At 70.6% G+C, this 23,323-nt stretch carries 24 protein-coding genes; 15 read left to right on the top strand and 9 right to left on the bottom strand.

Annotated elements, in window-relative coordinates; translation table 11 throughout:
* Positions 1-27 precede the first annotated feature (27 nt).
* Genes OHA17_RS37600 through OHA17_RS37590 form a run of 3 tightly spaced genes read left to right on the top strand, consistent with a single transcriptional unit; the run spans position 28 to position 3,088 of the window.
* Positions 28-906, top strand: coding sequence for a dihydroorotate dehydrogenase (locus OHA17_RS37600; RefSeq protein WP_406510248.1), 879 nt, complete (start codon positions 28-30; stop codon positions 904-906).
* On the top strand, positions 903-1,751 hold the full coding sequence (locus OHA17_RS37595; RefSeq protein ID WP_406510247.1) for a creatininase family protein: 849 nt from the start codon (positions 903-905) through the stop codon (positions 1,749-1,751). Before OHA17_RS37600 ends, OHA17_RS37595 begins: the two co-directional genes overlap by 4 nt.
* On the top strand, positions 1,748-3,088 hold the full coding sequence (locus OHA17_RS37590) for an NtaA/DmoA family FMN-dependent monooxygenase (RefSeq protein WP_406510246.1): 1,341 nt from the start codon (positions 1,748-1,750) through the stop codon (positions 3,086-3,088). Before OHA17_RS37595 ends, OHA17_RS37590 begins: the two co-directional genes overlap by 4 nt.
* Positions 3,089-3,138: 50 nt before the next feature.
* On the opposite strand, the gene OHA17_RS37585 is transcribed toward OHA17_RS37590, so the two are convergent.
* Positions 3,139-3,558 carry a winged helix-turn-helix transcriptional regulator gene (locus OHA17_RS37585; protein ID WP_398876969.1) on the bottom strand — a complete coding sequence of 140 codons (420 nt, stop codon included), beginning with the start codon at positions 3,556-3,558 and terminating at the stop codon, positions 3,139-3,141.
* Positions 3,559-3,684: 126 nt separating this feature from the next.
* On the opposite strand from OHA17_RS37585, the gene OHA17_RS37580 reads away from it, so the two are divergent.
* Positions 3,685-5,268: an MFS transporter gene (locus OHA17_RS37580; protein WP_406510245.1), complete on the top strand. Its 1,584-nt coding sequence runs from the start codon at positions 3,685-3,687 to the stop codon at positions 5,266-5,268.
* Positions 5,269-5,611: 343 nt separating this feature from the next.
* Entirely contained in the window at positions 5,612-7,462 is a 1,851-nt protein-coding gene (locus OHA17_RS37575) for a M1 family aminopeptidase (protein ID WP_406510244.1), read from the top strand.
* A 65-nt stretch (positions 7,463-7,527) separates the two neighbouring features.
* Here OHA17_RS37575 and OHA17_RS37570 read toward each other — a convergent pair whose 3' ends face one another.
* From OHA17_RS37570 to OHA17_RS37560, 3 genes are all read right to left on the bottom strand, one after another.
* Positions 7,528-8,706 (bottom strand): FAD-dependent oxidoreductase, encoded by a 1,179-nt coding sequence (locus OHA17_RS37570; RefSeq protein WP_406510243.1) that lies wholly within the window; start codon positions 8,704-8,706, stop codon positions 7,528-7,530.
* 67 nt (positions 8,707-8,773) lie between these two features.
* Positions 8,774-9,460, bottom strand: a complete 687-nt coding sequence (locus OHA17_RS37565; RefSeq protein WP_406510242.1) for a TetR/AcrR family transcriptional regulator — start codon at positions 9,458-9,460, stop codon at positions 8,774-8,776.
* Between the two features lie 43 nt (positions 9,461-9,503).
* On the bottom strand, positions 9,504-10,325 hold the full coding sequence (locus OHA17_RS37560; RefSeq protein ID WP_406510241.1) for a dienelactone hydrolase family protein: 822 nt from the start codon (positions 10,323-10,325) through the stop codon (positions 9,504-9,506).
* An 88-nt stretch (positions 10,326-10,413) separates the two neighbouring features.
* Here OHA17_RS37560 and OHA17_RS37555 point away from each other — a divergent pair, with 88 nt between their 5' ends.
* Both OHA17_RS37555 and OHA17_RS37550 read left to right on the top strand, forming a co-directional pair.
* Positions 10,414-11,385 (top strand): GlxA family transcriptional regulator, encoded by a 972-nt coding sequence (locus OHA17_RS37555; protein WP_406510240.1) that lies wholly within the window; start codon positions 10,414-10,416, stop codon positions 11,383-11,385.
* Positions 11,386-11,535: 150 nt separating this feature from the next.
* Entirely contained in the window at positions 11,536-12,507 is a 972-nt protein-coding gene (locus tag OHA17_RS37550) for a helix-turn-helix domain-containing protein (protein WP_406510239.1), read from the top strand.
* A gap of 25 nt (positions 12,508-12,532) precedes the next feature.
* On the opposite strand, the gene OHA17_RS37545 is transcribed toward OHA17_RS37550, so the two are convergent.
* Positions 12,533-13,072: a TlpA family protein disulfide reductase gene (locus OHA17_RS37545; RefSeq protein ID WP_406510238.1), complete on the bottom strand. Its 540-nt coding sequence runs from the start codon at positions 13,070-13,072 to the stop codon at positions 12,533-12,535.
* Between the two features lie 126 nt (positions 13,073-13,198).
* Complete coding sequence (locus tag OHA17_RS37540) at positions 13,199-13,753, bottom strand: MauE/DoxX family redox-associated membrane protein (RefSeq protein WP_406510237.1); 555 nt, start codon at positions 13,751-13,753, stop codon at positions 13,199-13,201.
* A 218-nt stretch (positions 13,754-13,971) separates the two neighbouring features.
* On the opposite strand from OHA17_RS37540, the gene OHA17_RS37535 reads away from it, so the two are divergent.
* From OHA17_RS37535 to OHA17_RS37520, 4 genes are read left to right on the top strand one after another with little or no spacing between them, the layout of a single operon-like run.
* A complete protein-coding gene (locus OHA17_RS37535; protein WP_406510236.1) occupies positions 13,972-14,139 on the top strand; it encodes a hypothetical protein in 168 nt (55 codons plus the stop codon).
* A 36-nt stretch (positions 14,140-14,175) separates the two neighbouring features.
* Positions 14,176-14,346, top strand: a complete 171-nt coding sequence (locus tag OHA17_RS37530) for a hypothetical protein (RefSeq protein ID WP_406510235.1) — start codon at positions 14,176-14,178, stop codon at positions 14,344-14,346.
* The gene (locus OHA17_RS37525) at positions 14,346-16,232 is read left to right on the top strand and encodes an ABC transporter ATP-binding protein (protein ID WP_406510234.1); all 1,887 of its coding nucleotides are present in this window, start codon (positions 14,346-14,348) and stop codon (positions 16,230-16,232) included. Before OHA17_RS37530 ends, OHA17_RS37525 begins: the two co-directional genes overlap by 1 nt.
* A 25-nt stretch (positions 16,233-16,257) precedes the next feature.
* Positions 16,258-16,743 (top strand): S26 family signal peptidase, encoded by a 486-nt coding sequence (locus OHA17_RS37520; protein WP_406510233.1) that lies wholly within the window; start codon positions 16,258-16,260, stop codon positions 16,741-16,743.
* Position 16,744: 1 nt separating this feature from the next.
* On the opposite strand, the gene OHA17_RS37515 is transcribed toward OHA17_RS37520, so the two are convergent.
* Both OHA17_RS37515 and OHA17_RS37510 read right to left on the bottom strand, forming a co-directional pair.
* Complete coding sequence (locus OHA17_RS37515) at positions 16,745-17,233, bottom strand: SRPBCC family protein (protein ID WP_406510232.1); 489 nt, start codon at positions 17,231-17,233, stop codon at positions 16,745-16,747.
* A 2-nt stretch (positions 17,234-17,235) separates the two neighbouring features.
* On the bottom strand, positions 17,236-18,120 hold the full coding sequence (locus OHA17_RS37510) for an RNA polymerase sigma-70 factor (protein WP_406510231.1): 885 nt from the start codon (positions 18,118-18,120) through the stop codon (positions 17,236-17,238).
* A 255-nt stretch (positions 18,121-18,375) separates the two neighbouring features.
* Here OHA17_RS37510 and OHA17_RS37505 point away from each other — a divergent pair, with 255 nt between their 5' ends.
* From OHA17_RS37505 to OHA17_RS37495, 3 genes are all read left to right on the top strand, one after another.
* Complete coding sequence (locus tag OHA17_RS37505) at positions 18,376-18,756, top strand: helix-turn-helix transcriptional regulator (protein ID WP_406510230.1); 381 nt, start codon at positions 18,376-18,378, stop codon at positions 18,754-18,756.
* A gap of 165 nt (positions 18,757-18,921) precedes the next feature.
* Positions 18,922-21,012, top strand: a complete 2,091-nt coding sequence (locus OHA17_RS37500) for a SpoIIE family protein phosphatase (protein ID WP_406510229.1) — start codon at positions 18,922-18,924, stop codon at positions 21,010-21,012.
* Positions 21,013-21,097: 85 nt separating this feature from the next.
* The gene (locus OHA17_RS37495; protein WP_406510228.1) at positions 21,098-21,415 is read left to right on the top strand and encodes a hypothetical protein; all 318 of its coding nucleotides are present in this window, start codon (positions 21,098-21,100) and stop codon (positions 21,413-21,415) included.
* A gap of 88 nt (positions 21,416-21,503) precedes the next feature.
* Here the strand turns inward: OHA17_RS37495 and OHA17_RS37490 are convergent, their stop codons facing one another.
* Entirely contained in the window at positions 21,504-22,091 is a 588-nt protein-coding gene (locus tag OHA17_RS37490; protein WP_406510227.1) for a VanZ family protein, read from the bottom strand.
* 191 nt (positions 22,092-22,282) lie between these two features.
* On the opposite strand from OHA17_RS37490, the gene OHA17_RS37485 reads away from it, so the two are divergent.
* Positions 22,283-23,131: a polysaccharide lyase family 7 protein gene (locus OHA17_RS37485; protein ID WP_406510226.1), complete on the top strand. Its 849-nt coding sequence runs from the start codon at positions 22,283-22,285 to the stop codon at positions 23,129-23,131.
* Positions 23,132-23,323 lie beyond the last annotated feature (192 nt).

The following is a 23,323-nucleotide window of genomic DNA, read 5'->3' as shown; positions in this document are numbered from 1 at the left end:
CGCACAGCCTCACCACGGAGACCTCAATTGTCCGACGCCGTACGCATATTGGGAATCACCCTCAAGAATCCGGTCGTGGTCGGCTCCGGGCTGCTCACCGACCAGGAACGCAACATCCGCAAGCTCCTCGCGACCGGCGCGGGGGCCGTCGTCACCAAGACGATCCACCCCAGTCCGCCCCAGGATCTCGACGAGCGGATCTTACGGTTGCCTTCGGGCATGCTGAACAGCACCACGTACTCCAAGAGGTCGGTCGAGCACTGGCTGGCGGTCCTCACGTCCTTCGCGGACGAGCGGTTACCGGTGATCGCCTCCGTGCACGCCGACACCCCGGCCGAACTCGGTGAGCTCGCCGCCCGCGTGGCGGCCACCGGCTGCCCGGCGCTGGAGCTCGGCATCTCCTGCATCAACGAGGAGCCCGGCGGCGAGGAGGACACCCCCGACCGGGTCCACGCCTACACGGCGGCCACCCGCGCCCGCACCACGCTGCCGATCTCGGTCAAACTCGCCATCGGCGAGGGCCTGGTGGACCGGGTGCGTGCGGCCGTCGCGGGCGGCGCGGACGCCGTCACGGTCAGCGACACGATCTCCGGCGCCGCCGTCTCTTCCGAAACCGGCGACCTCGAACTCGGCGGCGTCTTCGGCTACTCGGGCCCCGCCATCAAACCCCTTGTCCTGGCTGCCATTTGGCAGCTCCGGCGACGCGGCTTCGACCTGCCCGTCCTCGGCTGCGGCGGCGTGAGCACCGGCCGGGACGTCGCCGACTATCTGAGCGTGGGCGCGAACGTGGCGCAGGTCTACACGGCGCTGCACACCGACATGTACGAGACGCTGGACCGGATCGTGACCGAGACCGGTGCCGCCCTCGTGCGCCCGGCCGGCGCGACGGCGGGAGCGGCCCGGTGACCCACGCCGCGTACTCCGCCCTGACCAGCGCCGACGTGAACCGGTCCGTCCAGGGCAGGACCCTGGTCTGGCCGATCGGCGCCACCGAACAGCACGGCCCGCACCTGCCGCTCAGCGTCGACTCCGACCTCGCCGAGGCGTTCGCGGCCGAGATCGCCGCCGGTCTTGACGGACTCACCCTGCCCGTGCACCAGATCGCCGCCCGCTCGCTCCCGCAGAGCGGCGGCGGGCTCTCCTTCCCCGGCACGCTGTACGTGGGCGGCGACACCCTCATCCGTTTCGTACGGGAAGCCCTGGAGTCGCTCGTCGCGCTGCCCTTCGAGCGGTTGATCATCGTGAACGGCCACTTCGAGAACGAGCCCTTCCTCTTCGAGGCGCTCGATCACGTACGTGCTCGCGGTCTCCTCGACGGCCGTGAGGTGTACGCCTTCAGCTGGTGGAGCCTCGTCCAGGAATCGTGGATCGCCGCCGAGGTGCCCGGCTTCCCCGGCTGGCACGCGGAGCACGCCGGCCTGACCGAGACCAGCCTGATGCTGCACCTGCGCCCGGAGTTGGTCACCGAGGAGCGGCCCGAGCACGACGATCCGCCGCGCAGCGGGGTCTATCTGCACCCCATCGATGTGAAGCAGATCTCCAACAACGGGATCCTGTCGTCCACTTCGGGATCCAGCGCGGAGCTCGGCGAGAAGCTCTTCCGCCACGTGACCGACGAGGCGCTGGCCATGGTCCGCCACGGCGAGGGCCTGCTGCTCGCCCGCACCCGCCCGGACCGACGCGGCCGTACGTCCCCCAACGACCGCAGCAACGGGACCGCACCAGCCGCATCGAAGGGACGACGCGCATGACAAGGACCACATCGCAGGACCGGTCGGCGGGCAAGTTCCATCTCGCCTTCATCTTCAACTTCACCCCCGACGACTGGCAGGGCCCGTTCGGGACCGGCGGGTCGCCGTGGGACGGGAAGTTCCACACCGAGGTGGCCCGGGCGCTGGAGCGCGCCTGCTTCGACTACGTCATCGTCGAGGACAAGCTGATGGTGCCGGAGTCCTACGGCGGCTCCGCCGAGGCGGCCCTCAAGCAGGCGATGGTGGTGCCCAAGCACGACCCCGTGCCGCTGGCGGTGGCCATGGGGGTGGCGACGTCGCAATTGGGCATCGTGGCCACCCTTTCCACGCTGGCGTATCCGCCGTTCATGACAGCACGGCTCTCCTCGACCCTGGACAGCATGCTGGGTGGCCGGTTCGGCTGGAACATCGTCACCAGCGCTGAGGACCTGGCCGCGCAGAACTTCGGCCTCGACAAGCTGCCGCCGCGCGATATCCGGTACGAGATGGCGGACGAATACGTCGACGTCGTCAAGCAGCTCTTCGCGTCCTGGGACGCGGACGCCGTCGTACTCGACCGCGATCGCGGGGTGTACGCGGACCACACCAAGGTGCGGCCCATCCACTTCAAGGGCAAGTACTTCCAGGTGCGCGGCCCCTTGAACACGGTGCCCTCGCCGCAGCACCGGCCGGCCTTCGTGCAGGCGGGTGCCTCTCCCCGGGGCCGGGCCTTCGCGGCCCGCAACGCGGACTCGATCATCGCCATCGCCAACGGCGTGGAGGGCATGAAGCAGTTCCGCGACGACGTGCGGGCCCACGCCAAGGACCACGGGCGCGACCCGGACGCCATCAAGGTCCTGTTCTGCATCACGCCCGTGCTCGGCGAGACCGAACAGGATGCGCGGGACAAGCACGCCCGGATGATCAACTCGCCCGAGTTCATCCATGACATCCTCGCCGAGACATCCGCGCTCACGGAGATCGACTTCGCGCAGTTCGATCTGGACGAGCCGCTCCCGTACCGGCTTGAGACCAATGGGGAACAGGGCTCGCTCGACCAGCTCCAGCAGTGGGGCAGCGGCAAAACGCTGCGTGAGCTGGTCGTCGACGCCGCGGGCGGGCTGGTCTCCTCGGTTGAGCTGATCGGAACCCCGGACCAGGTGGCCGAGCGGATGGGTGAGGTGATGGAAGAGGTCGGCGGCGACGGCTTCATGATTACGACGCCTGTGCTGCGGCTGAATCGCCGCTACATCGCCGAAGTCACCGACGGGCTCGTCCCGGCGCTGCAACGCCGGGGACTGACCCGCTCCGCGTACACCCCCGGGAACACGCTCCGGCAGAACCTCCTGGAGTTCTGAGCGGGTGGTGCGGGCACCCCGCGTGGCTCATCGGCCATGCGGGGTGCGTGCTAGGCACGTACGACGGGGATTTCCGCGTCCGCGTCACGAGAATCAGCCACCGGGAATTCGCGGTCCGTGTCCGTCTCAACGGCCCGCATCGTCCGGTACCAGCGTCCCCAGGTGTCGAGTTGTTCCGCGATTTCGTCGAGGCTGCGGCCGATCTCGGTGAGCGAATACTCGACCTTCGGCGGCACCTCCCGGTAAACGGTTCTTATGACCAGGCCGTCGGTCTCCATTTCGCGCAACTGGCGGGTGAGCATCCGCTGGGTGATCCGGGGCAGGGCTCGCTTGAGCTCACTGAACCGCCGTGTCCCAGCCAGGAGTTCCTTCAGGATGGCCAGTTTCCATCGGCCGCCCAGGACCTCCATGGCACTCTCGATCGCGCAATATTCCGGCGTGTTTTCCGCGCGTTCCGAACCGTCGCGCACGACTCCACCTCCACCACGGCATATACCTTGACGGTATACATCTTGAAACCTGGTATACATCTTGATACTACGTCACATTCGAGACCGTACTTGCGCCCTGTATTCGTATCCCACGATAGTGCGAGCATGACGAATAGCGATGCCCCCGCACAGGCCGCGGTCGAATCGGATGTTGCCGAGCAGAGGCGCAAATGGCTGGTCCTCGCGGTGGTTTCCACCAGCCTGCTGCTGTGCGGGATCGACCTGACCGTGCTGCACGCGGCCGTGCCGAGCATGTCCCTCGACCTGCATCCCAGCGGCGTGCAACTCCTGTGGATCGTCGACATCTACTCGCTCACCCTCGCCTCGCTGCTCGTCACCTGCGGCACCCTCGGCGACCGCATCGGGCGCAAGCGCATGGTGCTCAGCGGCTTCGCGGTGTTCGGGCTCGCGTCGGCGGCCGCCGCGTTCTCCCACTCGACGCCCCAACTGATCGCCGCCCGCGTCGCGTTGGGTATCGGGGCCGCGATGATCATGGCGTCGACCGTGGCCATCATCCGCGTCGTGTTCACCGACGACCGGGAACGCGCCATCGCGATCGGCATCTGGACCTCGGCCCACAGTGTCGGCGCGACCCTCGGCCCGCTGCTCGGCGGCCTGATCACCGAGCGTTGGGGCTGGGGCGCGGTCTTTCTGGTCAATGTGCCGATCGTGTTGGTCATCCTCGTCGTGGGCGCCCGTGTGGTGCCCGAATCCCGCAACCCCTCCCCGCGCCGCTGGGACATGGCGAGCGTCGCCCTGTCGATCACCGGGCTCGCGGGGGTGGTGTACGCGCTGAAGCAGGCCGGCGAGCACGTGGGGGTCGATCCGCTCATCCTGGCCGCGGCAGTCGGCGGGGCGCTGCTGCTCTTCCTCTTCGTACGTCGCCAACGACGCCTGGCAGAACCGCTGTTGGACTTCTCGCTCTTCGCCGACCGGCGCTTCTCCACCGCGACGCTCTGCGTGATCGGCTGCTTCGGAAGTTATGTGGCGCTGCTGTTCTTCCTCACCCAGTGGTTCCAGCAGGTCGGCGGGTTCTCGCCGGTACGGGCCGGGCTCGCCCTCATGCCGCTGGCCGCCGCGAACGCGGTGGGGGCCACCACCGCGCCCTGGGCTTCGGCCCGTTGGGGCAACCGCTGGGCGCTGACCGGTTCGCTCGGCCTGTTCGCGGCGGCGGCGTCGGCCCTGGCACTGACCGGGGACACCTCGCACTACGCCAGGCTCGTGGTGCCGCTCATCGCCGCCGGGCTGGGCGCGGGGGTCGTGATGACGCTGGGCGCGGACTCCATCATGGCCGCGGCGAACCCCGAACGCTCCGGCGAGGCCGCCGCGATCCAGGAGACCTCCTTCGAGCTCGGCGCCGGGCTCGGCGTCGCCATCCTCGGCACCGCGCTCGCCGCGACCTACCGCACGTCGCTGCCCGAGGTGCCCGGCCTGAGCCCGGGGCAGCAGAGCGCCGCCCAGGAGTCGTTCGCCTCGGCGGAGGACGTCCTGAAGCAGCTCCCCGCCACCACCGCCTCGAACCTCACCGCAGCGGCCCGCCGGGCCTACGACCAGGGCTTCGCCACGGTCGCCGGGGTGGCCGCGGCCGTTCTCGTGGCCACGGCGGTGCTGGCCGCGACGATGCTGCGGCCGCGCGCGACGGAGGTGGCGGAGGAGGACTCCGAGAGGGAGGCGCACGCGGCACCGTAGGGGTGCCACAGGGCTGAAGGGCGCGTGCCGGTCTCGGGAATCGAGGCCGGTGCGCGCCCTGGTTACTGCCCTGCGACGGATTCGGACAGTACGGAAAGCGGCCGCTGCCCGGCGTCCATGACCGGCTCCAAACACGTCCAGCACTTCTCTTGGCATGCTCCGATCAGACCTGCCAAGCTTCCCCCCAGCCGTCGCCGTGACCCCAGGGAGACGGCGGTACAAGTCTCACCTCAGTGATCGTGCACGTGCCGCGCACCGTCCGCGGTCGTCCTCCGGCGCACCCAAGCCGGGCCGGGCGACCACCGAGCAGGCCGGAATCCCGGCCGCCTCAAAGGAGTTCCGTGTGAGATCCACCCCCCACAAGTCCCTCGCGGCGGCCGCATGCGCCGTCGCCGCGCTGGCTGCCGTGTCTCTTCCCGCCACCCCGGCGTCGGCCCAGGCCCCGCGCGCCGATGCCTGCACCCCGGCCCAGGTGGTCGCCAACGGCGGGTTCGAGAGCGGTACTTCACCCTGGACCCAGTCGTCGACGAGTGTGATCACCAATCGCACCGGTGAGAGCGCCCACGGCGGCACCCACTTCGCCTGGCTGAACGGTGTGGGCAGCACACACACCGACACGCTCTCCCAGAGCGTCACCATCCCGTCCGGATGCAGCACCACCACACTCACGTTCTGGCTGCACATCGACACGGCCGAGACGACCTCGTCGACCGCGTACGACAAGCTGACGGCGAAGATCGGCAGCACCACGCTGGCGACGTACTCGAACCTCGACAAGAACACCGGGTACGTGCAGAAGTCCTTCGACGTGTCCAGCTTCGCGGGGCAGACCGTCAACGTGGCCTTCACCGGCACGGAGGACTCCAGCCTCAAGACGAGCTTCGTCCTCGACGACGTCGCCCTCGACACCTCCGGCGGCTCGACCCCGCCCGCGGACTCCACCCGCACGCCGGCCGCGCCCTCGTACAACGTCAGCCTGACCAGCAACACGAGCGGCAACGGCTGGACCGGGCACGAGAGTGCGACCTTCACCAACGCCTCGGCCACCGCGCTCAGCGAGGTGTACCTGCGGCTGTGGGACAACTACCACGGCACCTGCTCCGCGATGCCGATCACGGTCAGCAACGTCACCGGCGGTACCGCGGGCGCCCTCTCGGTCGGCTGCACGGCCCTCAAGATCGACCTGCCGACGCCGCTGGCCCAGGGGCAGAGCGCCACGATCGGCTTCGACCTGGGCATCACCGTGCCCAGCGGCGCCGACCGCTTCGGCGCCGACGGGGCGTTCAACAACATAGGCAACGCCCTGCCGGTCCTGGCCATCCGTGACGCGGCGGGCTGGCACCTGGACCCGTACACCAACAACGGCGAGTCCTTCTACTCGCTGGCCGCCGACTTCAAGGTGACCCTCGACCACCCCACCAGCCTGCTGGTCCCGGCCACCGGCACCTCGGTCGACACCCCTGGCTCCAGCGGACGCACCGTCACCACGGCCACCGCGTCCAAGGTCCGCGACTTCGCCTGGGCGGCCGGCCCGTTCAGCAAGATCTCCGGCACCTCGCCCGCCGGCACCGCCATCAACATCTACTCCGTCTCGGGCATCAGCTCGTCCGACGCCCAGTCGATGCTGGCCACCGCCAAGTCCGCCGTGGACACGCACGCGGCCCGCTTCGGGGCGTACCCGTACGGCGAACTGGACGCGGTGATCGACAACAACTACTGGTTCGGCGGTATGGAATACCCCGGCTTCGTCCTCGACCTGGTCTCCACCACGGCGCTCACGCACGAGATCGGGCACCAGTGGTGGTACGGCATCGTCGGCGACGACGAGTACAACAGCCCTTGGCTGGACGAGGCGTTCGCCGACTACTCCACCGATCTGGCGCAGAACAAGACCGGCGCCAACTGCTGGAACAGCGTGTCGTGGGCGTCGTCCGCCGAGAAGATCACGAACTCCATGGCGTACTGGGACGCCCACTCCTCCCGGTACTCGACCGTCGTCTACGGCTACGGCAAGTGCGCTCTGCACGACCTGCGGCGCGTCCTCGGTGACAGCGTCATGGCCAAGTTGCTGAAGGACTACGCCACTTCGCACTGGTACGGAGTCTCGACGACAGCCGAGTTCAAGGCGGCGGCCCAGGCGGCCACGACCACGGACCTGACCTCGTTCTGGACCCAGCACCGCATCGACGGCTGACGGCTCATCAGTTCGCCGCGGAGGACGCCGTCCGTCATCCGCGGCGAACCCGCCTGGCGTTGACCTCAGGCCGTCTGGGCGTCGAAAGCCGCGAACATGTCGAGCAACGGCCGCGGCGCATCAGCGTTGAAGATGGTGTCGAGCCCATCGGCCGACTCCCTGGCGGTCGCTTCGGCACGCGGGAAGAGCTTCTCCTCGTATGCCGCCAGGGCCGCCTCGATGTTCCCGGCGTGGCGGGCCAGGGAGCGTCCGAGGTCCGCGCCGTCGATCATCGCGAGGTTGGCGCCTTCCCCGGCGAACGGGGACATCAGGTGCGCCGCGTCCCCGAGGAGGGTCACGCCCGGCACGCGCTCCCAGCGGTGGCCGATGGGCAGGGCGTGGATCGTCCGGGGTGTCATCGGACCGTCCGCGTCGGTGATCAGCTCCCTCAACTCGGGTGACCAGTCGGCGAATTGGGCCAGGACAGCTGTCCTGGCAGCCGCCGTGTCGGTGAAGTCGATGCCGGACAGCCACTCCTCGGCGGTGCGCAGCGCGGTGTAGATGTGCAGGCTGCCGTCGGATTCCCGGTGGCCGAGGAATCCCTTGTCGTCGCCCACCGCGAAGAGCATGCCGCCACCGACGAGCCGCGCCGCCCCGGGATGGCGGGTCTCCGCGTCCAGGAGGTCGAGTTCGACGAAGGAGATTCCGGTGTACGTGGGTGTCGCGCCGGACAGTAGCGGCCGGACCCGGGACCACGCTCCGTCGGCGCCGACGAGGAGACCGGTGGTGAACGCACTGCCGTCGGCGAGGGTCACCTCGTGCACTCCCCCGCCCACCGGACGCGCCGCCGTGACCTTGGAGTCCCAGCGCACCGTGCCGGGCGGCAGGGAGCCGAGGAGCAGCGCGCGCAGGTCGCCTCGGTCGATCTCCGGGCGGCCGCCGGTTCCGTCGTCGACCTCCTCGCGCAGCACGCGGGCGTGCTTGTCGAGGATGCGCATCGCCTGGCCGCCCGGGTGCACCTTGGCGAGGAACTCGTGGTGCAACTGCGCGGCGCGCAGGGCCTCTTGGCCTGATTCCTCGTGGATGTCGAGCATGCCGCCCTGGGTGCGGGCGTCCGGGGAGGCGTCGAGGTCGAAGACGGCGGCTTCGATGCCGTGTACGTGCAGGACGCGGGCGAGGGTGAGACCGCCGAGCCCGGCGCCGATGACGGCGATGGGGTGGTGCGGGGTGTGGCTGCTCGCGGTGGAGCCGATGGGGGTGCCCATGGGGGTGCTCTCATTTCATTGCGTAGGTCCGGTGGTCCGGGGGGGCGGACGGTGACGCGGGCAGCCCTCAGGCACGCGGTGTGGTCTTCGTGCCGTTGATCACCGCGCCGAAGATCCAGGCGAAGCGCTGCCGAGGCGTGCCGGAGACGAGGTCGTCACCGAGCGCGGCGATGCGCGGGTGCGTGTCGGGCGAGGCTTCGCGCAGGGCCGCGGTGAGGGTGTCGTGCTCGCTCTCTGCGTTGCCGGACTGTTCGCGGGTCGAGTGTTCGGCGGCGGTGGCGGTGGCGACCTGGAGCAGTACGTCCACGCCCCAGGCGGCTTGCGCGTCCGGCACCTCGCCTTCGTGCAGGAGCTCCAGAATGGCCTCGACCAGCGCCAGGTAGTTCGGGCCCGAGGGCCGCGCGACCAGTGCGGCGCGGGCGAGGCTCGGGTTCGCGAACAGCACATCGACGTACGAGCCGAGCACGTGGAGCAGCCGGTCGTGCCAGTCGCCCCGGGTGGCGGCAGGTGCCAGGTCGACCGCGCCCAGGAGTTCCTCCAGGATCGCCGCGTGCAGTTCGGCGGTGTTGGCGACGTACACGTACAGCGACGCGGGACCCGTGTCGAGCTCCTGGGCCAGGCGGCGCATGGTGACGCGCTGCAGCCCTTCGGCTTCCATCAGGCGGACCGCCGTCGCGACGATGCCCTCGTGGGTGAGCGCGGGCTTGGCGGGCCGCTCGCGACGGCTGCGGGGGGCGGGGGTCTGTGGAGTCACACGTCCACGGTAACGAACATGTTCGTTACGAACAAGTTCGGGATCACCGAGCTCCAAGGCGCTCGGCCAGAAAGTCGAGGATCTCGTCCCTGGCCTTCAGCGTCGGATGGCCGGCCTCGTCGACGAGGTGTGCGGTGACCACACTGTGCGGGGTGCCGACCACGTCGCGGAAGAAGGGGGGCGGGTCGGTGTTCGCGGCGCTGTCGGGCAGGACACGGCCGTCGAAGGCGTCGCCGAGCAGCGCCCGGTAGGCGGCGAAGCGCCGGCCCGTGCACCAGCGGTCGCCCTCGAAGCGGTAGGCGAGGACCTTCAGGCCGTCGCGCTCCACGCGGTCGCGGACCGCGCGCGCGTCCTCGTCGCTGATTTCGAGCCCCGCGGGGTCATCCAGCGGCAGCGACGGGTGGCCGAGCACGGGGGCGACGACGGCCGGCTCCAGCGTCATGGTGAGGGCGAAGTTGCCGGTGAAGCACAGCCCGATCGCGCCGACTCCCACGCCGCCGCACGCGGCGTGTGCCCGGCGCGCGAGCCCGCGCAGCCACGCCGTCACGGGGCTCGTGCCACCCCCGGCGAACGCACGGAACTCCGCACTGACACATGCGCGACGGACTACCCGCTCCCCGCCCTCCACCGTGGGATGGGCCCCGTCGACCCCGAAGAGCGAGGGGACGTGGACGGTGAATCCCGCGTCCCGCACCCACCGCGCCATGCGCAGGACGTCGGGGCTGATGCCCGGCATCTCCGGCATCAGCACGACGGCCGGCCCGGAACCGGCGACATATACCGCTTTCACCACCCCGTCCACGTCCACGAGTTGGCGGGAGAAGTCCGGGGCCGGGTCGTCGAGGCGTCCGCTGTCAGTACTCATGGTCGCAGCGTGACCCCATGTGCCCGACAGAACGAGGGGCCGGATCGCCAGACATGGGGGTAATCTCGCCACGGTGAGAGGGGCAAATGTGAGTGCGCTGCGGATCGGTGTCCTGGCCTACCCGGGCTGCTTCGCGTCCGAAGTGTTCGGCGTACCCGATCTCTTGACGATGGCCGCGCACGTCGCGGGACCCGACCGCGCCGGGTACGAGGTGTCGATCGTCTCGCCTCGCCGGCGTGTCACCGCGTCGGGCGGCGCGCAGCTGGCCGTCTCTCCGCCGCGCGAGGTCGACGTCCTTGTCCTGCCGGGCTTCGAGCTCGTACCGGGCCTCGACGTGGACGCGAAACTCGCCGCCCTCGCCCCTGAAATCGCCGTGATCCGCTCACACGCGGCCGCGGGCGACGTCGTCGTCTCGATCTGCGTCGGCGCGTTCCTGCTCGCCGAGGCCGGGCTGCTCAACGGGCGCCGGGCGACGACCTGTTGGCTACTGGCGGACGAATTGGCCCGGCATTGTCCGGACGCCGATGTCCGACCGGAGCACCTCGTCGTCACCGACAGGGGTGTGACGACGACGGCCGCGTTCAGTGCCATGTACGACTTCGCCCTCGGCCTGATCCGCGAGCACAGCGGTGCCGAGGTGGCGCGGACGACCGCACGGATGGCCCTGCTCGACGACGCCCGCTCGTCCCAGACTCCGTACGTGGACGTCGGCCTTCTTCCTCAGCCGGGATCCGATTTCTCCCGCCGGGTCATGCGCCGGCTCGACCAGAACCTCGCCGACCGGTACGACCTGGCCGCGCTGTCGGACACGTTCAATGTCAGCACGCGTACGCTGCTGCGGCGCTTCGCGGGTGAGACGGGGCAGAGTCCGCTGGAGTACCTGCAGTTGTCCCGCGTCCGGCGCGCCCGCCACCTCCTGGAGACCACGGACCGCACCGTCGCCGGCATCGCCACGGCGGTCGGCTACCGCGATCCGGGAACCTTCGCCGCGCTCTTCGCCCGGCACACCGGCCGACGTCCACGGGACTACCGCGCCGCCTTCCGGCGCACCGCCGAGTGAGCCTGGAGTGTGGTGATCCACACACTGCCCCTCCCTGCGACATGTGCGACGCCCACATCGACGCCTTCGGACGAAAGGTCCGGTTACTCTGTGGTCCGCGTGATGGCCAGGGGAGTTGCCGTCCGCCGCGAGTGATGACGGGGGAAGCACGTGTCGGACCAGACCGATGCACCGGCGGGGACGCAGGAACAGCTCTTCGGGGAACTGCGCCGCGTCAAGCAGGCATCCGGGTTCAGCTACGGCCAGTTGGCCGAGCGGACCCACTACAGCCGCTCCTCCTGGGAGCGTTTCCTGAACGGGAAGCAGCTCCCTTCCAAGGTGGCCGTCGAGCAGTTCGCCGCGGCCACGGGAGCGGACCCGCGTCCGCTGCTCGCCCTGCTCGTGGCGCCGGGCCAGGCCCAGCCGCCTGCCCAGGAACCGGCCGCCGCCGAGGCGTTGGCACCTGAGCCCGCGACACCCGAGCCCGCGGCCGCGACGGCCGAGCCTCAGGATCCGGCGCCCACGGTCGTGGAGGCGGAACCTGACGCGCCCCGCCCGCCCGAACCGGTCCCCGCCCGGCGGCGGCTCGTCGGCCGCCCGTCCTGGCGGCGAAGACTCGGGGCCGTCGGCTACATCGCGACCGGCGCGGTCATGGGCGCGGTCGCCACCGTTGTGGTCATGGGAACCGCGTCCGGCGCACATGGCGGGGTCGCCAAGACGCCCGGCGCCCAGGCATCGGGTGCCGGGACCGGCCAGGCGGCTCCCGTGCCCGCGGGTGGGAAGGTGGACGCGCGCTGTTCCGGAGACACCTGCCTACGGCGTGATCCGCAGGCCATGGACTGCCAGTGGGACGCGAGCACCTCGCACGACACCTGGCTGCGCGGCATGCACATCGAGCTGCGGTACAGCCCCGCCTGCCATGCGGTGTGGGGGCGGATCGAGAACGGCGCGGTCGGCGACGTCGTCAAGATCCGGGACCGGACCGGCCTGGAACTCCAGGCCACGATCCGGACCGACCGGGACACCTACACCCAGATGCTCGCGGTCACCGACGACGCACCGGCGGAGTCCGTGACGATCTGCGGGGCCATACCCAGCCAGAAACAGTTGGAGTGCTCACCGAGCCCCAACGTCCAGCCGTAGAGCGGAACTTACGGTGGCACCGGAGTCAGACCGTCGTCTTCGAGGGCGCCGGGAGGCGGGCCGGGTCGAAGGCGGTCGCGGCGAGCGTGCCGTCCCTGGTGATCAGGCCGAAGACCGGGTACCCGGTGATGTCGAAGGCCTCGCCGAGCGGCCCGTCGCCGGGCTCGACCACGATGTGCGCGACCTCGGACAGGGCCGCCACCTGCTCGCGGGCCTCCTCCTCGGTGCCGTGCACGACGGCCAGGACGCTGCGGCCGGTCTCGCGTGCGGTCGTGCGGGCCTGCTCCACGAAGAGCGGCAGCCGCTCCTTGCAGGCCCGGCAGTCGGGCGAGAAGAAGCCGAGCATGGTCTCGCCGAGGCTTTCGCGCGTGACCCGCTCGCCGGCGGTGGTGACCACCGAGAAGGGCGGGGCCGGGGAGCCCGCCGGGATGATGAGGCCTTCCGCCACCGAGTCGGCCTTCTGCTCGGCCTGGGCGCGGAGTTTGCGGATGACGCCGAAGGTGAGCAGCAGGTTGAGCAGACAGAGCACGGCGATGAGGGCGACGGCGGCGACGAGGAAGGGCATGGGTGACTCTCCGGGGTCTCGTGTCAGCGTGCGGCGGGGTGTCCGCCTTCAGTAGGAGGGTTCGGGGCGACCGGGCTGTAGGCCCCGAGGCAGCCTCAACCAGCGGGCGAACCAGGCCGGTTGTGGTCAGGACGCGGATCTGCGGACCCGCCCCGACGTGCGCGGCGTACCGTCGTCGAACAGCACGCCCAGTTCGTCCGTGAAGATCACGAGCAGCGCGCCCACCAGCGCGCCGAACGCCGCGATCAGGACGCCCGCCGCCTCGGTGGGGGTCGGTGTCCCGGCGAGACGTGCGGCCAGGCCGAACGCGGCGAGGGCGAGCAGTGCGGTGTTCCGGACCAGGTGGCGGCGGCCGATCGGGACGGTCGAGGCGCCGAAGCACGCGCAGGACGCCTTGGTTCCGCTGCGCAGCGTACGGACGATTCCGGTGGTGAACGCGGCCAGCAGCAGCAGGGTCAGGACGAAGCCGGGCGCGGGCCACAGGGCGAGCAGGACCACCGCCGCGCACTCCCCGGCGACCACGGCCACTGCCACGGTGCGGCTCAGGCGGGCCGGAACGCCCATGGATCGGGCCGAGTTCTCGAAGCTCCTGAAGGCCACGGCGCCGCGCACCTTTCCGATGGCGGAGGCCACGAACACGATGCCGACGAGGAGTCGGACGGCAAGCAGGACGTATGCCACGAGCAGCTCTCGCCTCCCTGGGACGGTGGGCCAGAGGCAATGTAACCCCAAGGCGACTTGAGCAACAGTGGCCATTTCCCGCTCACCGTTCCGTCACGGATCAAGAATCAACCAGGCAACTCCCGCCCCCTTGCGTCCAGTTGGGTGCACCACATAACTTCTGCCCCGGCTGGATCTCACCCATGGTCCGGTCTTCACCGCTACGACGGAGGTCCACGATGACCCGTGTGATCGGCACGATCGGCGACCGGCTTCTCGGCATGCTGCTGAAGGAGGACCGGGCCGGTGCCTGTGTCCCCGAGCACGGCAGTTTCTGCAAGTGCTCCAACCACGTCCGCTACGTCTACAGCTGCAACGGTCCCTGTGTGAAGGACGGCAAGTGCTGACAGCGCCCCTTTCCATCGCGTAACCAGGAGGTAGTCATGAGGCGCATGATCGGCACGATGGGCGACCGGCTGCTGCGGCTCGCGATCGGCGAGCAGTCCGCGGGCACCTGCGTCCCCGAGGTGGGGACGCTCTGCTATTGCAAGGGTGGATACGAGTACCGGTTCACCTGTAACGGCGTGTGTACCAAGCGCACCAACAAGTGCTGATGACGCACTCCGATCCATCGGCCGGTTTCCCGGAGGCGGCTTCGCCTCCGGGAAACCGGCTGCGGGCCCGCGCCGCGTGGACGGCGGTCGCCCTCCAGTTCCGCGCCACGCCGGGCGGCGCCTCGCTGCTGTTCGCCCTGACCGTGGGAGTCGGGGTGACACCGGCCGCCACCGCCTGGCTCGCCAAGCTGCTCTTCGACGAGCTCGGCCGCGGCGCGCACGCCGATGTGCGCCACGCCATCATGCTCGCCGTCGCCACGGCCTCGCTCGGCGCGCTCTCCGCCGTCCTGCTCCAACTGTCCGCGTATCTCGACGAGTTGGTGCGCAGGCGGCTCGTCGTCGAGGTCGAGCGGACCCTGTTCGCCAAGGTCGACGAGTTCCACGGCCTTCGGCGGTTCGAGGACCCCGCGTTCCACGACCGGCTGCGGCTCGCCCAGCAGGCCTCGGAGGACGCGCCGCACAACATCACCATGTTCACCCAGGAAGCGGTCCGTTCGGTGGCCGCGATCAGCGGCTTCACCGGCGCGCTGCTGGCCGTATGGCCCCCGATGGTGGGCCTGTTGTTCCTGGTCGGCGCGGCTGCCCTGCTCGCCCGGCTCTCGCTGGCCCGCCGCCAGGTCACCGTGTGGGAGCTGACCTCGGCCCGGCTGCGCCGCCACCTGTTCTACCGCTCGCTGCTCACCGACCCCCGTGCGGCCAAGGAGATCCGGCTCTTCGGGCTCGGCGGCTTCCTGCACGGCAGGCTGGTCCGCGCGCTGAGCGAGGCCACCGAGGCGGAGCTCGCGGTGGCCCGGCGCGGCGCCCTGGTGCAGTCGGCGTTCGCCGCGCTCAACGCCCTGGTAGCCGGCGTCGGTACGGTGGTCGTCGTCGCGGGCGCCGCGCGCGGCAGGTTCACGGTCGGCGATGTGACGTTGTTCATCGCCGCCGCCGCGGGAGTGCAGGGGGCGTTCACCGGGATCGTGCTGCAGGCCGGCTCGGCCGCCGAGGGCGTCCGGCTCTTCGGCCACTACCTGGATCTGCTGGACACCCCCGACGACCTGCCGCGCGGCGATGCCCCGGCCCCCGCGCTCACCGGCCGCATCGAGCTGCGCGACGTCTGGTTCCGCTACGACCCGTCCGGCCCCTGGGTGCTGCGCGGAGTGGACCTGACCATCCCGGCGGGCTGCGCGATGGGTCTGGTGGGCCGCAACGGCGCGGGCAAGAGCACCCTCATCAAGCTGCTCTGCCGCTTCTACGACCCCGAACGGGGCGCGATCCTGTGGGACGGCACCGACATCCGGACCATGGACGTGGCCGAGCTGCGCCGCCGGATCGGCGTCACGTTCCAGGACTACATGACGTACGACCTCTCGGCGGCCGAGAACATCGGCATCGGCGATCTGCCGCACCGCGAGGACCCGGAACGCATCCGCGGCAGCGCGGCGCTCGCCGGTATCGACTCGACCCTGAGCGGCCTCCCCGACGGGTACGAGACCCAGCTCAGCCGGGTCCACCTCGACGAGGAGGACGGCACACCGGGGGTCACGCTCTCCGGCGGCCAGTGGCAACGGGTGGCGCTGGCCCGCTCGTTGATGCGGGGCGAGGCCGATCTGCTGATCCTGGACGAGCCCAGCTCGGGCCTGGACCCGGAGGCCGAGCACGAGGTGCACCGCACGCTCGGTCTGCACCGCCGCGAACGCACCGCGCTGCTCGTCTCGCACCGGCTCGGCGCCCTGCGCGAGGCGGACACCATCGCCGTCCTGGTGGACGGCGAGATCGCCGAACTCGGCTCCCACGACGAGCTGATGGCCCTGCGCGGCGGGCACTACGCCCGGCTCTTCGCGCTGCAGGCGGCCGGGTACGCCGAGCGCGGCGACCGGGCCAGGACCCCGGAGGCGGCCACATGAGCCGCCCGGAACGAAAGGCGCTCACATGACGGATGCCGGGCGGACGACGGCGGCGCTGGCCGTGGGCGCGGGCGTGCTCCTTCTTTCCGTACGCGCCCTGCGGGCACACGTCACGCTGGTCAGGGTCACCGGGTCGAGCATGGCGCCGGCCTTCGCCGACGGCGACCGCCTGCTGGTCCGCCGCACCCAGCGGGTGCGGCTCGGCGACGCGGTGGTCTTCCGCAATCCACTGCCGTTCGGCGATGGCGACGAAGCCCTGTCCTGGCTGGTCAAGCGGGTCTCGGCGATGCCCGGTGACCCCGTGCCGCCCGAGGTCCGCGCCGTCGTCGGGGCCGCGGACGGCTCACTGGTGCCGCCCGGGTCGCTGGTCGTCCGGGGCGATGCGGCCCGCACGCAGGACTCCCGCCACTTCGGCTACGTGCCCCAGTCGGCGCTGCTCGGCGTGGTAGTCACTCGACCGACCCCCCGTGAGCGCGGGCCCGTCCGGCCGCATCTGGATCCGGCGCGCTGATTCACACGGGCCGCTGACGCTTCGTCACCTTCCGGTTCCCGTGCGGCTGTCGGGTCAGCGCGGCGTCGGCCGCGCCAAGGATGCCGGCGAAGGAACGGGTGATCATCGGCCGCCCGAGGACCCGGGTCAGGACGGGGCCCAGCACCGGCAGCTTCATCTCCGCGCGGGTGGTCCAGTGGACCCGGGTGCCCCCGCCGACCTCGGTGAACGTCATGCTGCCGAACTCGTGCCGGGACGGCGGCACACTGCGCTCGACGACGTATTCGGTGGTGTAGGGCGCCTCGTAACGGGTGATGCGCTCCCTGAGCCAGCCGATCGCCCAGAGGTGGCTGCGCACCGCGCCCACGCCGTAGGGCGTGGACTCGCCCCGCCGGGTCAGCCGGCAACGCAGCACCAGGGGTGAGCGCTCGTAGTTGGTGGTCGTGGTGAGCCAGGCGAAGACATCGTCGATGGGGGCGTCGATGACACGCTCGACGGTCATGGTTTCCACGGTCAGTGCACTCCTCTGTCGAGTGGGCGCACCGCGTCGTCGCGGTGCAGCTTGTCCGGGTTGCGCACGGCATAGAGGCCGGTGATCCGCCCGTCGTGGATCTCGAAGGCGACCAGCCAGTCGAGTTCGCCGTCGGTGAGGAACCGCGCCGCGGGCATGCCGTTGTACGTGGCGTGCTCGATCCGGGTGTCGGGGGTGATGCTGGTACGGGCCACACCGAGGACGAACCGGGCCACCTCCTCGCTGCCGGTGATCGGGCGGCGCGCGGCGGTCACCTTCCCGCCGCCGTCCGCGATCTGGACGACGTCGGGCGCCATCAGATCCATCAGCGCCTGGATCTCACCGGTCGACGTCGCGAGCAGGAACCGCCGGACGATCTCGCGGGTGGCTTCGGATTCGGGCTCGAAGCGCCGACGCCGCGCGTGTACGTGCCGCCGTGCCCGGTGGGCGATTTGACGGACCGTCACCTCGGTCTTGCCGATCGAGGCGGCGATCTCGCCGTGGCTGTAGCCGAACACGTCGTGCAGCACGAACACCGCGCGCTCGGTCGGGTTCAGCGTCTCCAGGACGAGCATCAGGGCCATCGACACGGACTCGGCCAGGATCGCGTCCTCGCTCACCGCGGGTCCGGTGCGGATCGGCTCGGGCAGCCAGGTGCCGATGTACTCCTCGCGCCGTGCCTTGACCGCACGCAGATGATTGAGCGACTGCCGGGTCACCACGCGCACCAGGTAGGCGCGCGGATGCTCGACCTCGGCCGGGTCGACCGCGCTCCACCGCAGATAGCTCTCCTGAAGCACGTCCTCGGCGTCGGCGGCGCTGCCCAGCATCTCGTAGGCGATCGTGAACAGCAGCGGGCGGTGCTCGCTGAAGGCGTCCTCAGTCACGACCCGCCTCCCCCGCTGCCGCGCATGCGTACCCCGGCATCCCACCAGACCTCTCTTCGCTGTTCATGCCTGCTCACCTGTCCACGCACGCCCATCGAGACACCTCGCCCCAAAGAAACGTGACACCCCGCCGATGTGATCCGCTTCACCATGACCGGCGCGGGCGAATGCCGCCCCGAGGGGGGACCGACAGGTGATTCGTGAAAGGTGTTTCGCCTGATTGTTTGCGCGAATGCCTCGTCCTACCCTGGGGGCATGGGTGCCGTACCTGAACCGCATGCAGGCTGGACGTTCCTCACCAACCACGCCCGCGTGCTGGCCGCGATCGCCGACGACCCCTCGACCCGCATACGCGACATCGCCGCGCACTGCCGGCTCACCGAGCGCGCCGTCCAGCGGATCATCGCCGATCTGGAGGAGGCCGGATACCTCTCCCACACCCGGCACGGCCGCTCCAACACGTACCGCATCGAACCGGGCACGCCCCTGAGACACCCGGCCGAGGCCGGACTGACCGTGGCCCCTCTCCTCGCGGTCCTGGCGCAGCACGACGAGCAGCGCGGGAAGCCTCAGGCGCAGGACCACCAAGCCGCGCCTGCGCGGGATCGGGAGGCGCAGCCCGACCGGGCGCGCTGACCGTCCCACTGCCTCGGGCGTGGCCCGGCACCCGAGGCGGTTACTCAGCGTGCGCGACCCGACTCTCTTCCCGGATCTCCTCTGCCGATCTCCGCGCGCCGGGAGAAGATGGTGAAGGCGCTGAGACAGGAGTGAGGCGTCTGGTGGGCTGACGAAGGGCCGACGATGAACGCATCCGAGGTATTCGGGGAGCGGCTCGGTCCGCTGCGTGTCGCCGCATCCGAGCCGGGCGGGCTCCTCGACGTGCTGGGGGTCGCCGCCATCGTCCTGGACGAGACCGGCCGGATCGCCCTGTGGAGCCCGCAGGCCCACGAGCTGTTCGGCTGGGACGCGCAGGAGGCCCTCGGCCATTCCGCCGCGAAGCTCCTGGTGGCCGAGGAGCACCGCCCGCAGGTCCTCGACCTGTTCGCCCGGGTGATGAGCGGCGGCGGGACATGGGCGGGCGTCTTCCCGGTCCGGCACAAGGACGGCCGCACGCGGATGGTGGAGTTCCGCAACATGCGGCTCCAGGACGAGCACGGCGGCCTGTACGCGCTGGGAATCGCCACCGACGAGCCGACGCTGCGCGCCGTCGAGCGCGACTTGGCCCTTTCGGTGCGCCTCGTGTCACAGTCGCCGATCGGCCTGGCGGTGCTGGACACCGACCTGCGCTACGTCCTGGTCAACCCGGCGCTGGCACGGATCAACGGGGTCACGTCCGCCGATCACATGGGGCGGACGGTCCATGACGCCCTGCCGTTCCTGGACACCGCGCACATCGAGTCCGTGATGCGGCGGGTCCTGGAGACGGGCGTGCCGCTGCTCGACGAGACGGCCATCGGCCGGACCTTCGGCGATCCGGCCGAGCACGCCTGGAACGTGTCGTACTACCGCCTGGAGGACCCGGCCGGCCGGGTCCTCGGCGTCGCGACGTCGGTCGTGGACGTCAGCGAGCAGTACCACGCGGCGAACGAGGCCGCCGAGGCCCGCAGACGCCTCGACCTGATCGCCCGTGCGTCGGTGCGCGTGGGCACCACCCTCGACCTGAACCGCACCGCCCACGAGCTGGCGGACCTCGTGGTGACCGACCTCGCCGACATAGCGGCCGTCGACCTCCTCGACTCCGTCCTGGAGGGCCACGGCGCCGCCAAGGCCCCTTCGACGGGGCCCGTGTCCATCCGCGCCCTGGCCGTCGCGTCCGCCTATCCCTCCGAGGCGCTCCGGGCGGCGGCCGATCCCCCGGGCAACATCGCGAAGTACAACGCGGAGCGCCTGGTCACCCGCTGCGTCACCACGGCGCGGCCGGTCCTGATCAGCCACGTCGGGCCGGGGGATCTGGCGAACATCGCCCGTGACGACGAGGCCGCCGCCCTCCTCGACCGCGCGGGCCTGCACTCCTACCTGGCGGTCCCGCTGATCGCGCGCGGTGAGGTCCTCGGCGCCCTCGACCTCAAACGAGCCCGCAATCCGCAGCCCTTCACCCACGACGACGCCGTCCTGGCCCTCGAACTCGCCACCCGGGCCGCCGTCTCCATAGACAACGCCCGCTGGTACCAACAGCAGCGCCACGCCGCCCTCTCGCTCCAACGCCACCTCCTGCCGCGCCAGCCGCCCCAGCCCACGGGGCTCGACGTCGCCTACCGCTACCAGCCCGCGGCCGCCATCGGCGAGGCCGGCGGCGACTGGTTCGACGCCATCCCCGTGGCCGGCGACAAGACCGCGCTCGTCGTCGGTGACGTGATGGGGCACGGCATCAACGCGGCCGCCACGATGGGGCAGTTGCGCACCGCCACCCGTACGCTGGCCGGCCTCGACCTCGACCCCGCCGACGTCCTGCGCCACCTCGACCGCATCACCGGCGAGCTGGACGAGACGACCGCCACCTGCGTGTACGCCGTCTACGACCCGCACCGCACGCACTGCCGCATCGCCCTCGCCGGGCATCTGCCGCCCATCTGGGACCGCCCGGGCCGCGCCCCCCGCTTCCTGCAACTCCCCACCGGCGCGCCGCTCGGCGTCGGCGGCGTCCCCTTCCAGGCCACCACGGTCGACTGTGCGCCCGGCGACCGGCTCGTCCTGTACACCGACGGCCTCGTCGAAACCCGCGACCAGCCCATCGACGACCGGCTGCGCGCCCTGCTCGACGCGCTCACCCACCACCGGCTGCCCCTGGAAGCGACCTGCGACCGCCTCCTCGCCGCGCTGCCCCCGCCGCAGGGCCACGACGACATCGCCCTGCTCATCGCGCAGGTCACCCCGTCCCGTCGCCCGGCCTGAGGAAGGCCCGCCCAGCCCCGTGCCGCACTCCGTTCGCGGTACTCCGGGGTGTACGAAGGGAGCTCGCTGGGCACCCCGTAGCTCTATGACCACCTATGTCGTAACGATCCCCGGAACCCTTCTCGCGGAGCGCACCGAGGCGACCACCGCGACCCTCGAACGCGCCCTGCGCCCCGCCGACCCGCGCGGCACCCCCGTCGGCGAGGCGGAGCACCTGGAGATGCTCACCTTCTACAGCGGGTCGTCGGCCTTCAGCATCCGTCTCGAAGTGGAGGCCGACGACACCGAGGGTGCCGAGCGCGAGGCTCGCCGGACGGTCACCGCCGCACTGCGGACGGCAGGCTACGCGGAGGACGAGGCTCCACTCGGCGACGCGGTCATCACCGGGATCACCACGGAGTGAGGAGTACGAGGTGAGCAGTACGGGGTGAGTGCGGCTACCGATGGAGGTGTGCCCGGGACCCGTACCACCCCACAGCCGGCCCGGCGACTCACCGGGCCGGCTTGCGCGCCGCCCGCAGGATCGCGGGCAGGCGCGACTTCGACCCGCTGGTGTCGGGAGGAGCCCCGGAGTCGGCCGGGCGACGTTGCCACCAATGGTGACGCCGGGGGTGCAGGGCTCGGCCGAGCCAACGGCCCAGGAGCAGGTAACCGGCAAAGGAACCAAGCGAGTTGAGGATGACGTCGTCGATGTCGAAGGCCCGGCCCGTGACCAACAGGCCCTGGGCCGCCTCGACGGTGAACATCACGAACGCGGTCATCAGAACCACGCGTACGAGGCCGCGCGTCCAGGGAAACAGCACCGGCAGCAGCACCCCGAAGGGCATGCCGAGCAACACGTTGCCGCCGACCTGCTTCACCGCGTCCCGCCAGTCGGGCTGTGCGAGATAGGCGCGTACCGAGTCGCCCGGACGCAGGTTGGTGTGCGTCAGCCGGACGGACGCGGGTGACGGGACAAGGGTGGCCCGGGCCAGCACCACCGCAAACGCCACCATGCAGACGAACCCAGCGATCAGCACGGCCGCACGGGCCACCGCCGCCTGCCAGGTACGCCGCTGGAGCCGAGGTCCTGATGCCATGTCACCCCGGGTACCCCGTCCGCGGTTCATCGAACGGCGGACCCCGGCTCTATTGACGCGCCCACACCAGGGCCCTACGGTTTCCACGTTCATAAACGAGCACGGCGTTCAACATACGGAACACGACGGGGAGATGTCAGCGCTCCCGCCAACCGCCCGGTCACCAACACCCCCCACCAGAAGGCCCCCTGATGCGCATACGCCCCCTGTTCCTGCCCCTCACCGCCACTGCCGTCGCCGTCGGCACCCTTTCCTTGGCTGCCCCCGCATCCTCAACAAGCCCTGTGGTCAAGGCAGTTGTCGCACAGAGCAACAGCATTCCCGGCAAGAACAGCGCCACCCACGCGCTCCCGAACACGTCGGTCGCGCCAGGCGGCACCTTCGACCTGTCGGTGTGGGAGCTCCAGGAGCCGGTGGGCTCGCCCGGGTCGCCGACCACGATCCCGTCGTCCCGGCTCCAGGGCGCCAACGGATTCCAGGACGCGTACTTCTACAGCGACTCGCACGACGGCGCGATGACGTTCTGGGCGCCGGAAAAGGGTGTCACCACGCCGAACTCCCACTACGCCCGCTCCGAACTGCGCGAGATGAACCGCGACGGCAGCGCCGCGAACTGGCCGCTGGGCGGAACCCACCGGCTGAACGCGACGCTGCGCGTGGTGTCGGTGACGTCCAACGTCTGCGTCGGCCAGATCCACCTCGGCAAGGGCGGCCCGTCCACCAAACCACTGGTGGAGCTCTACTACCGGGCCAACGGCGACATCGTCCTGGGCACGGAGAACTCACCGTCGGGCGGGCAGACGACCCGCACGGTGGGCCACGTACCGGTGGGCACGAAGTGGAGCTACACGATCGGCGTCTCCGGGGGTCACACCATCGACCTGACGGTCGACGGAAGCACCACCCACTACGCGATCCCGTCCTCCTTCGACAGCTACCAGCAGTACTTCAAGGCGGGCTCGTACAACCAGTCGTCCTCCAGCAGCACGACCAAGGGCGCCCGGATCGCCTTCTACAAGCTCACCGTCTCGCACGGCTGAGTGCCCGGGCGCCGGTCCATCCATGTGAACGCGAGCTGCGCGACGCGGGCGGTCGGCTCCGAGGGGCGTTCGGCGACCGTGTCGCCGCGTTCCTCGGAAGGCGCACGTCAAACACGGAAATGCCGTGTCCCGCCGTCCGGCCGCGGGGCGAACCCGCCACTCGGACGCCGGTCGGCGGGAGGGACCGTATGG

The organism is Streptomyces sp. NBC_00212, from assembly GCF_045206365.1.
Taxonomy (GTDB): domain Bacteria; phylum Actinomycetota; class Actinomycetes; order Streptomycetales; family Streptomycetaceae; genus Streptomyces.
This window is presented reverse-complemented; position numbering and strand designations above follow the sequence as displayed.

Bases quoted from the DNA above. Each gene is read 5' to 3' on its own strand.
- OHA17_RS37590 (WP_406510246.1), top strand. From the start codon at position 1,748: ATGACAAGGACCACATCGCAGGACCGGTCGGCGGGCAAGTTCCATCTC.
- OHA17_RS37580 (WP_406510245.1), top strand. From the start codon at position 3,685: ATGACGAATAGCGATGCCCCCGCACAGGCCGCGGTCGAATCGGATGTT.
- OHA17_RS37570 (WP_406510243.1), bottom strand. From the start codon at position 8,706: ATGGGCACCCCCATCGGCTCCACCGCGAGCAGCCACACCCCGCACCAC.
- OHA17_RS37560 (WP_406510241.1), bottom strand. From the start codon at position 10,325: ATGAGTACTGACAGCGGACGCCTCGACGACCCGGCCCCGGACTTCTCC.
- OHA17_RS37545 (WP_406510238.1), bottom strand. From the start codon at position 13,072: ATGCCCTTCCTCGTCGCCGCCGTCGCCCTCATCGCCGTGCTCTGTCTG.
- OHA17_RS37535 (WP_406510236.1), top strand. From the start codon at position 13,972: ATGACCCGTGTGATCGGCACGATCGGCGACCGGCTTCTCGGCATGCTG.
- OHA17_RS37530 (WP_406510235.1), top strand. From the start codon at position 14,176: ATGAGGCGCATGATCGGCACGATGGGCGACCGGCTGCTGCGGCTCGCG.
- OHA17_RS37525 (WP_406510234.1), top strand. From the start codon at position 14,346: ATGACGCACTCCGATCCATCGGCCGGTTTCCCGGAGGCGGCTTCGCCT.
- OHA17_RS37520 (WP_406510233.1), top strand. From the start codon at position 16,258: ATGACGGATGCCGGGCGGACGACGGCGGCGCTGGCCGTGGGCGCGGGC.
- OHA17_RS37505 (WP_406510230.1), top strand. From the start codon at position 18,376: ATGGGTGCCGTACCTGAACCGCATGCAGGCTGGACGTTCCTCACCAAC.
- OHA17_RS37500 (WP_406510229.1), top strand. From the start codon at position 18,922: ATGAACGCATCCGAGGTATTCGGGGAGCGGCTCGGTCCGCTGCGTGTC.
- OHA17_RS37495 (WP_406510228.1), top strand. From the start codon at position 21,098: ATGACCACCTATGTCGTAACGATCCCCGGAACCCTTCTCGCGGAGCGC.
- OHA17_RS37490 (WP_406510227.1), bottom strand. From the start codon at position 22,091: ATGGCATCAGGACCTCGGCTCCAGCGGCGTACCTGGCAGGCGGCGGTG.
- OHA17_RS37485 (WP_406510226.1), top strand. From the start codon at position 22,283: ATGCGCATACGCCCCCTGTTCCTGCCCCTCACCGCCACTGCCGTCGCC.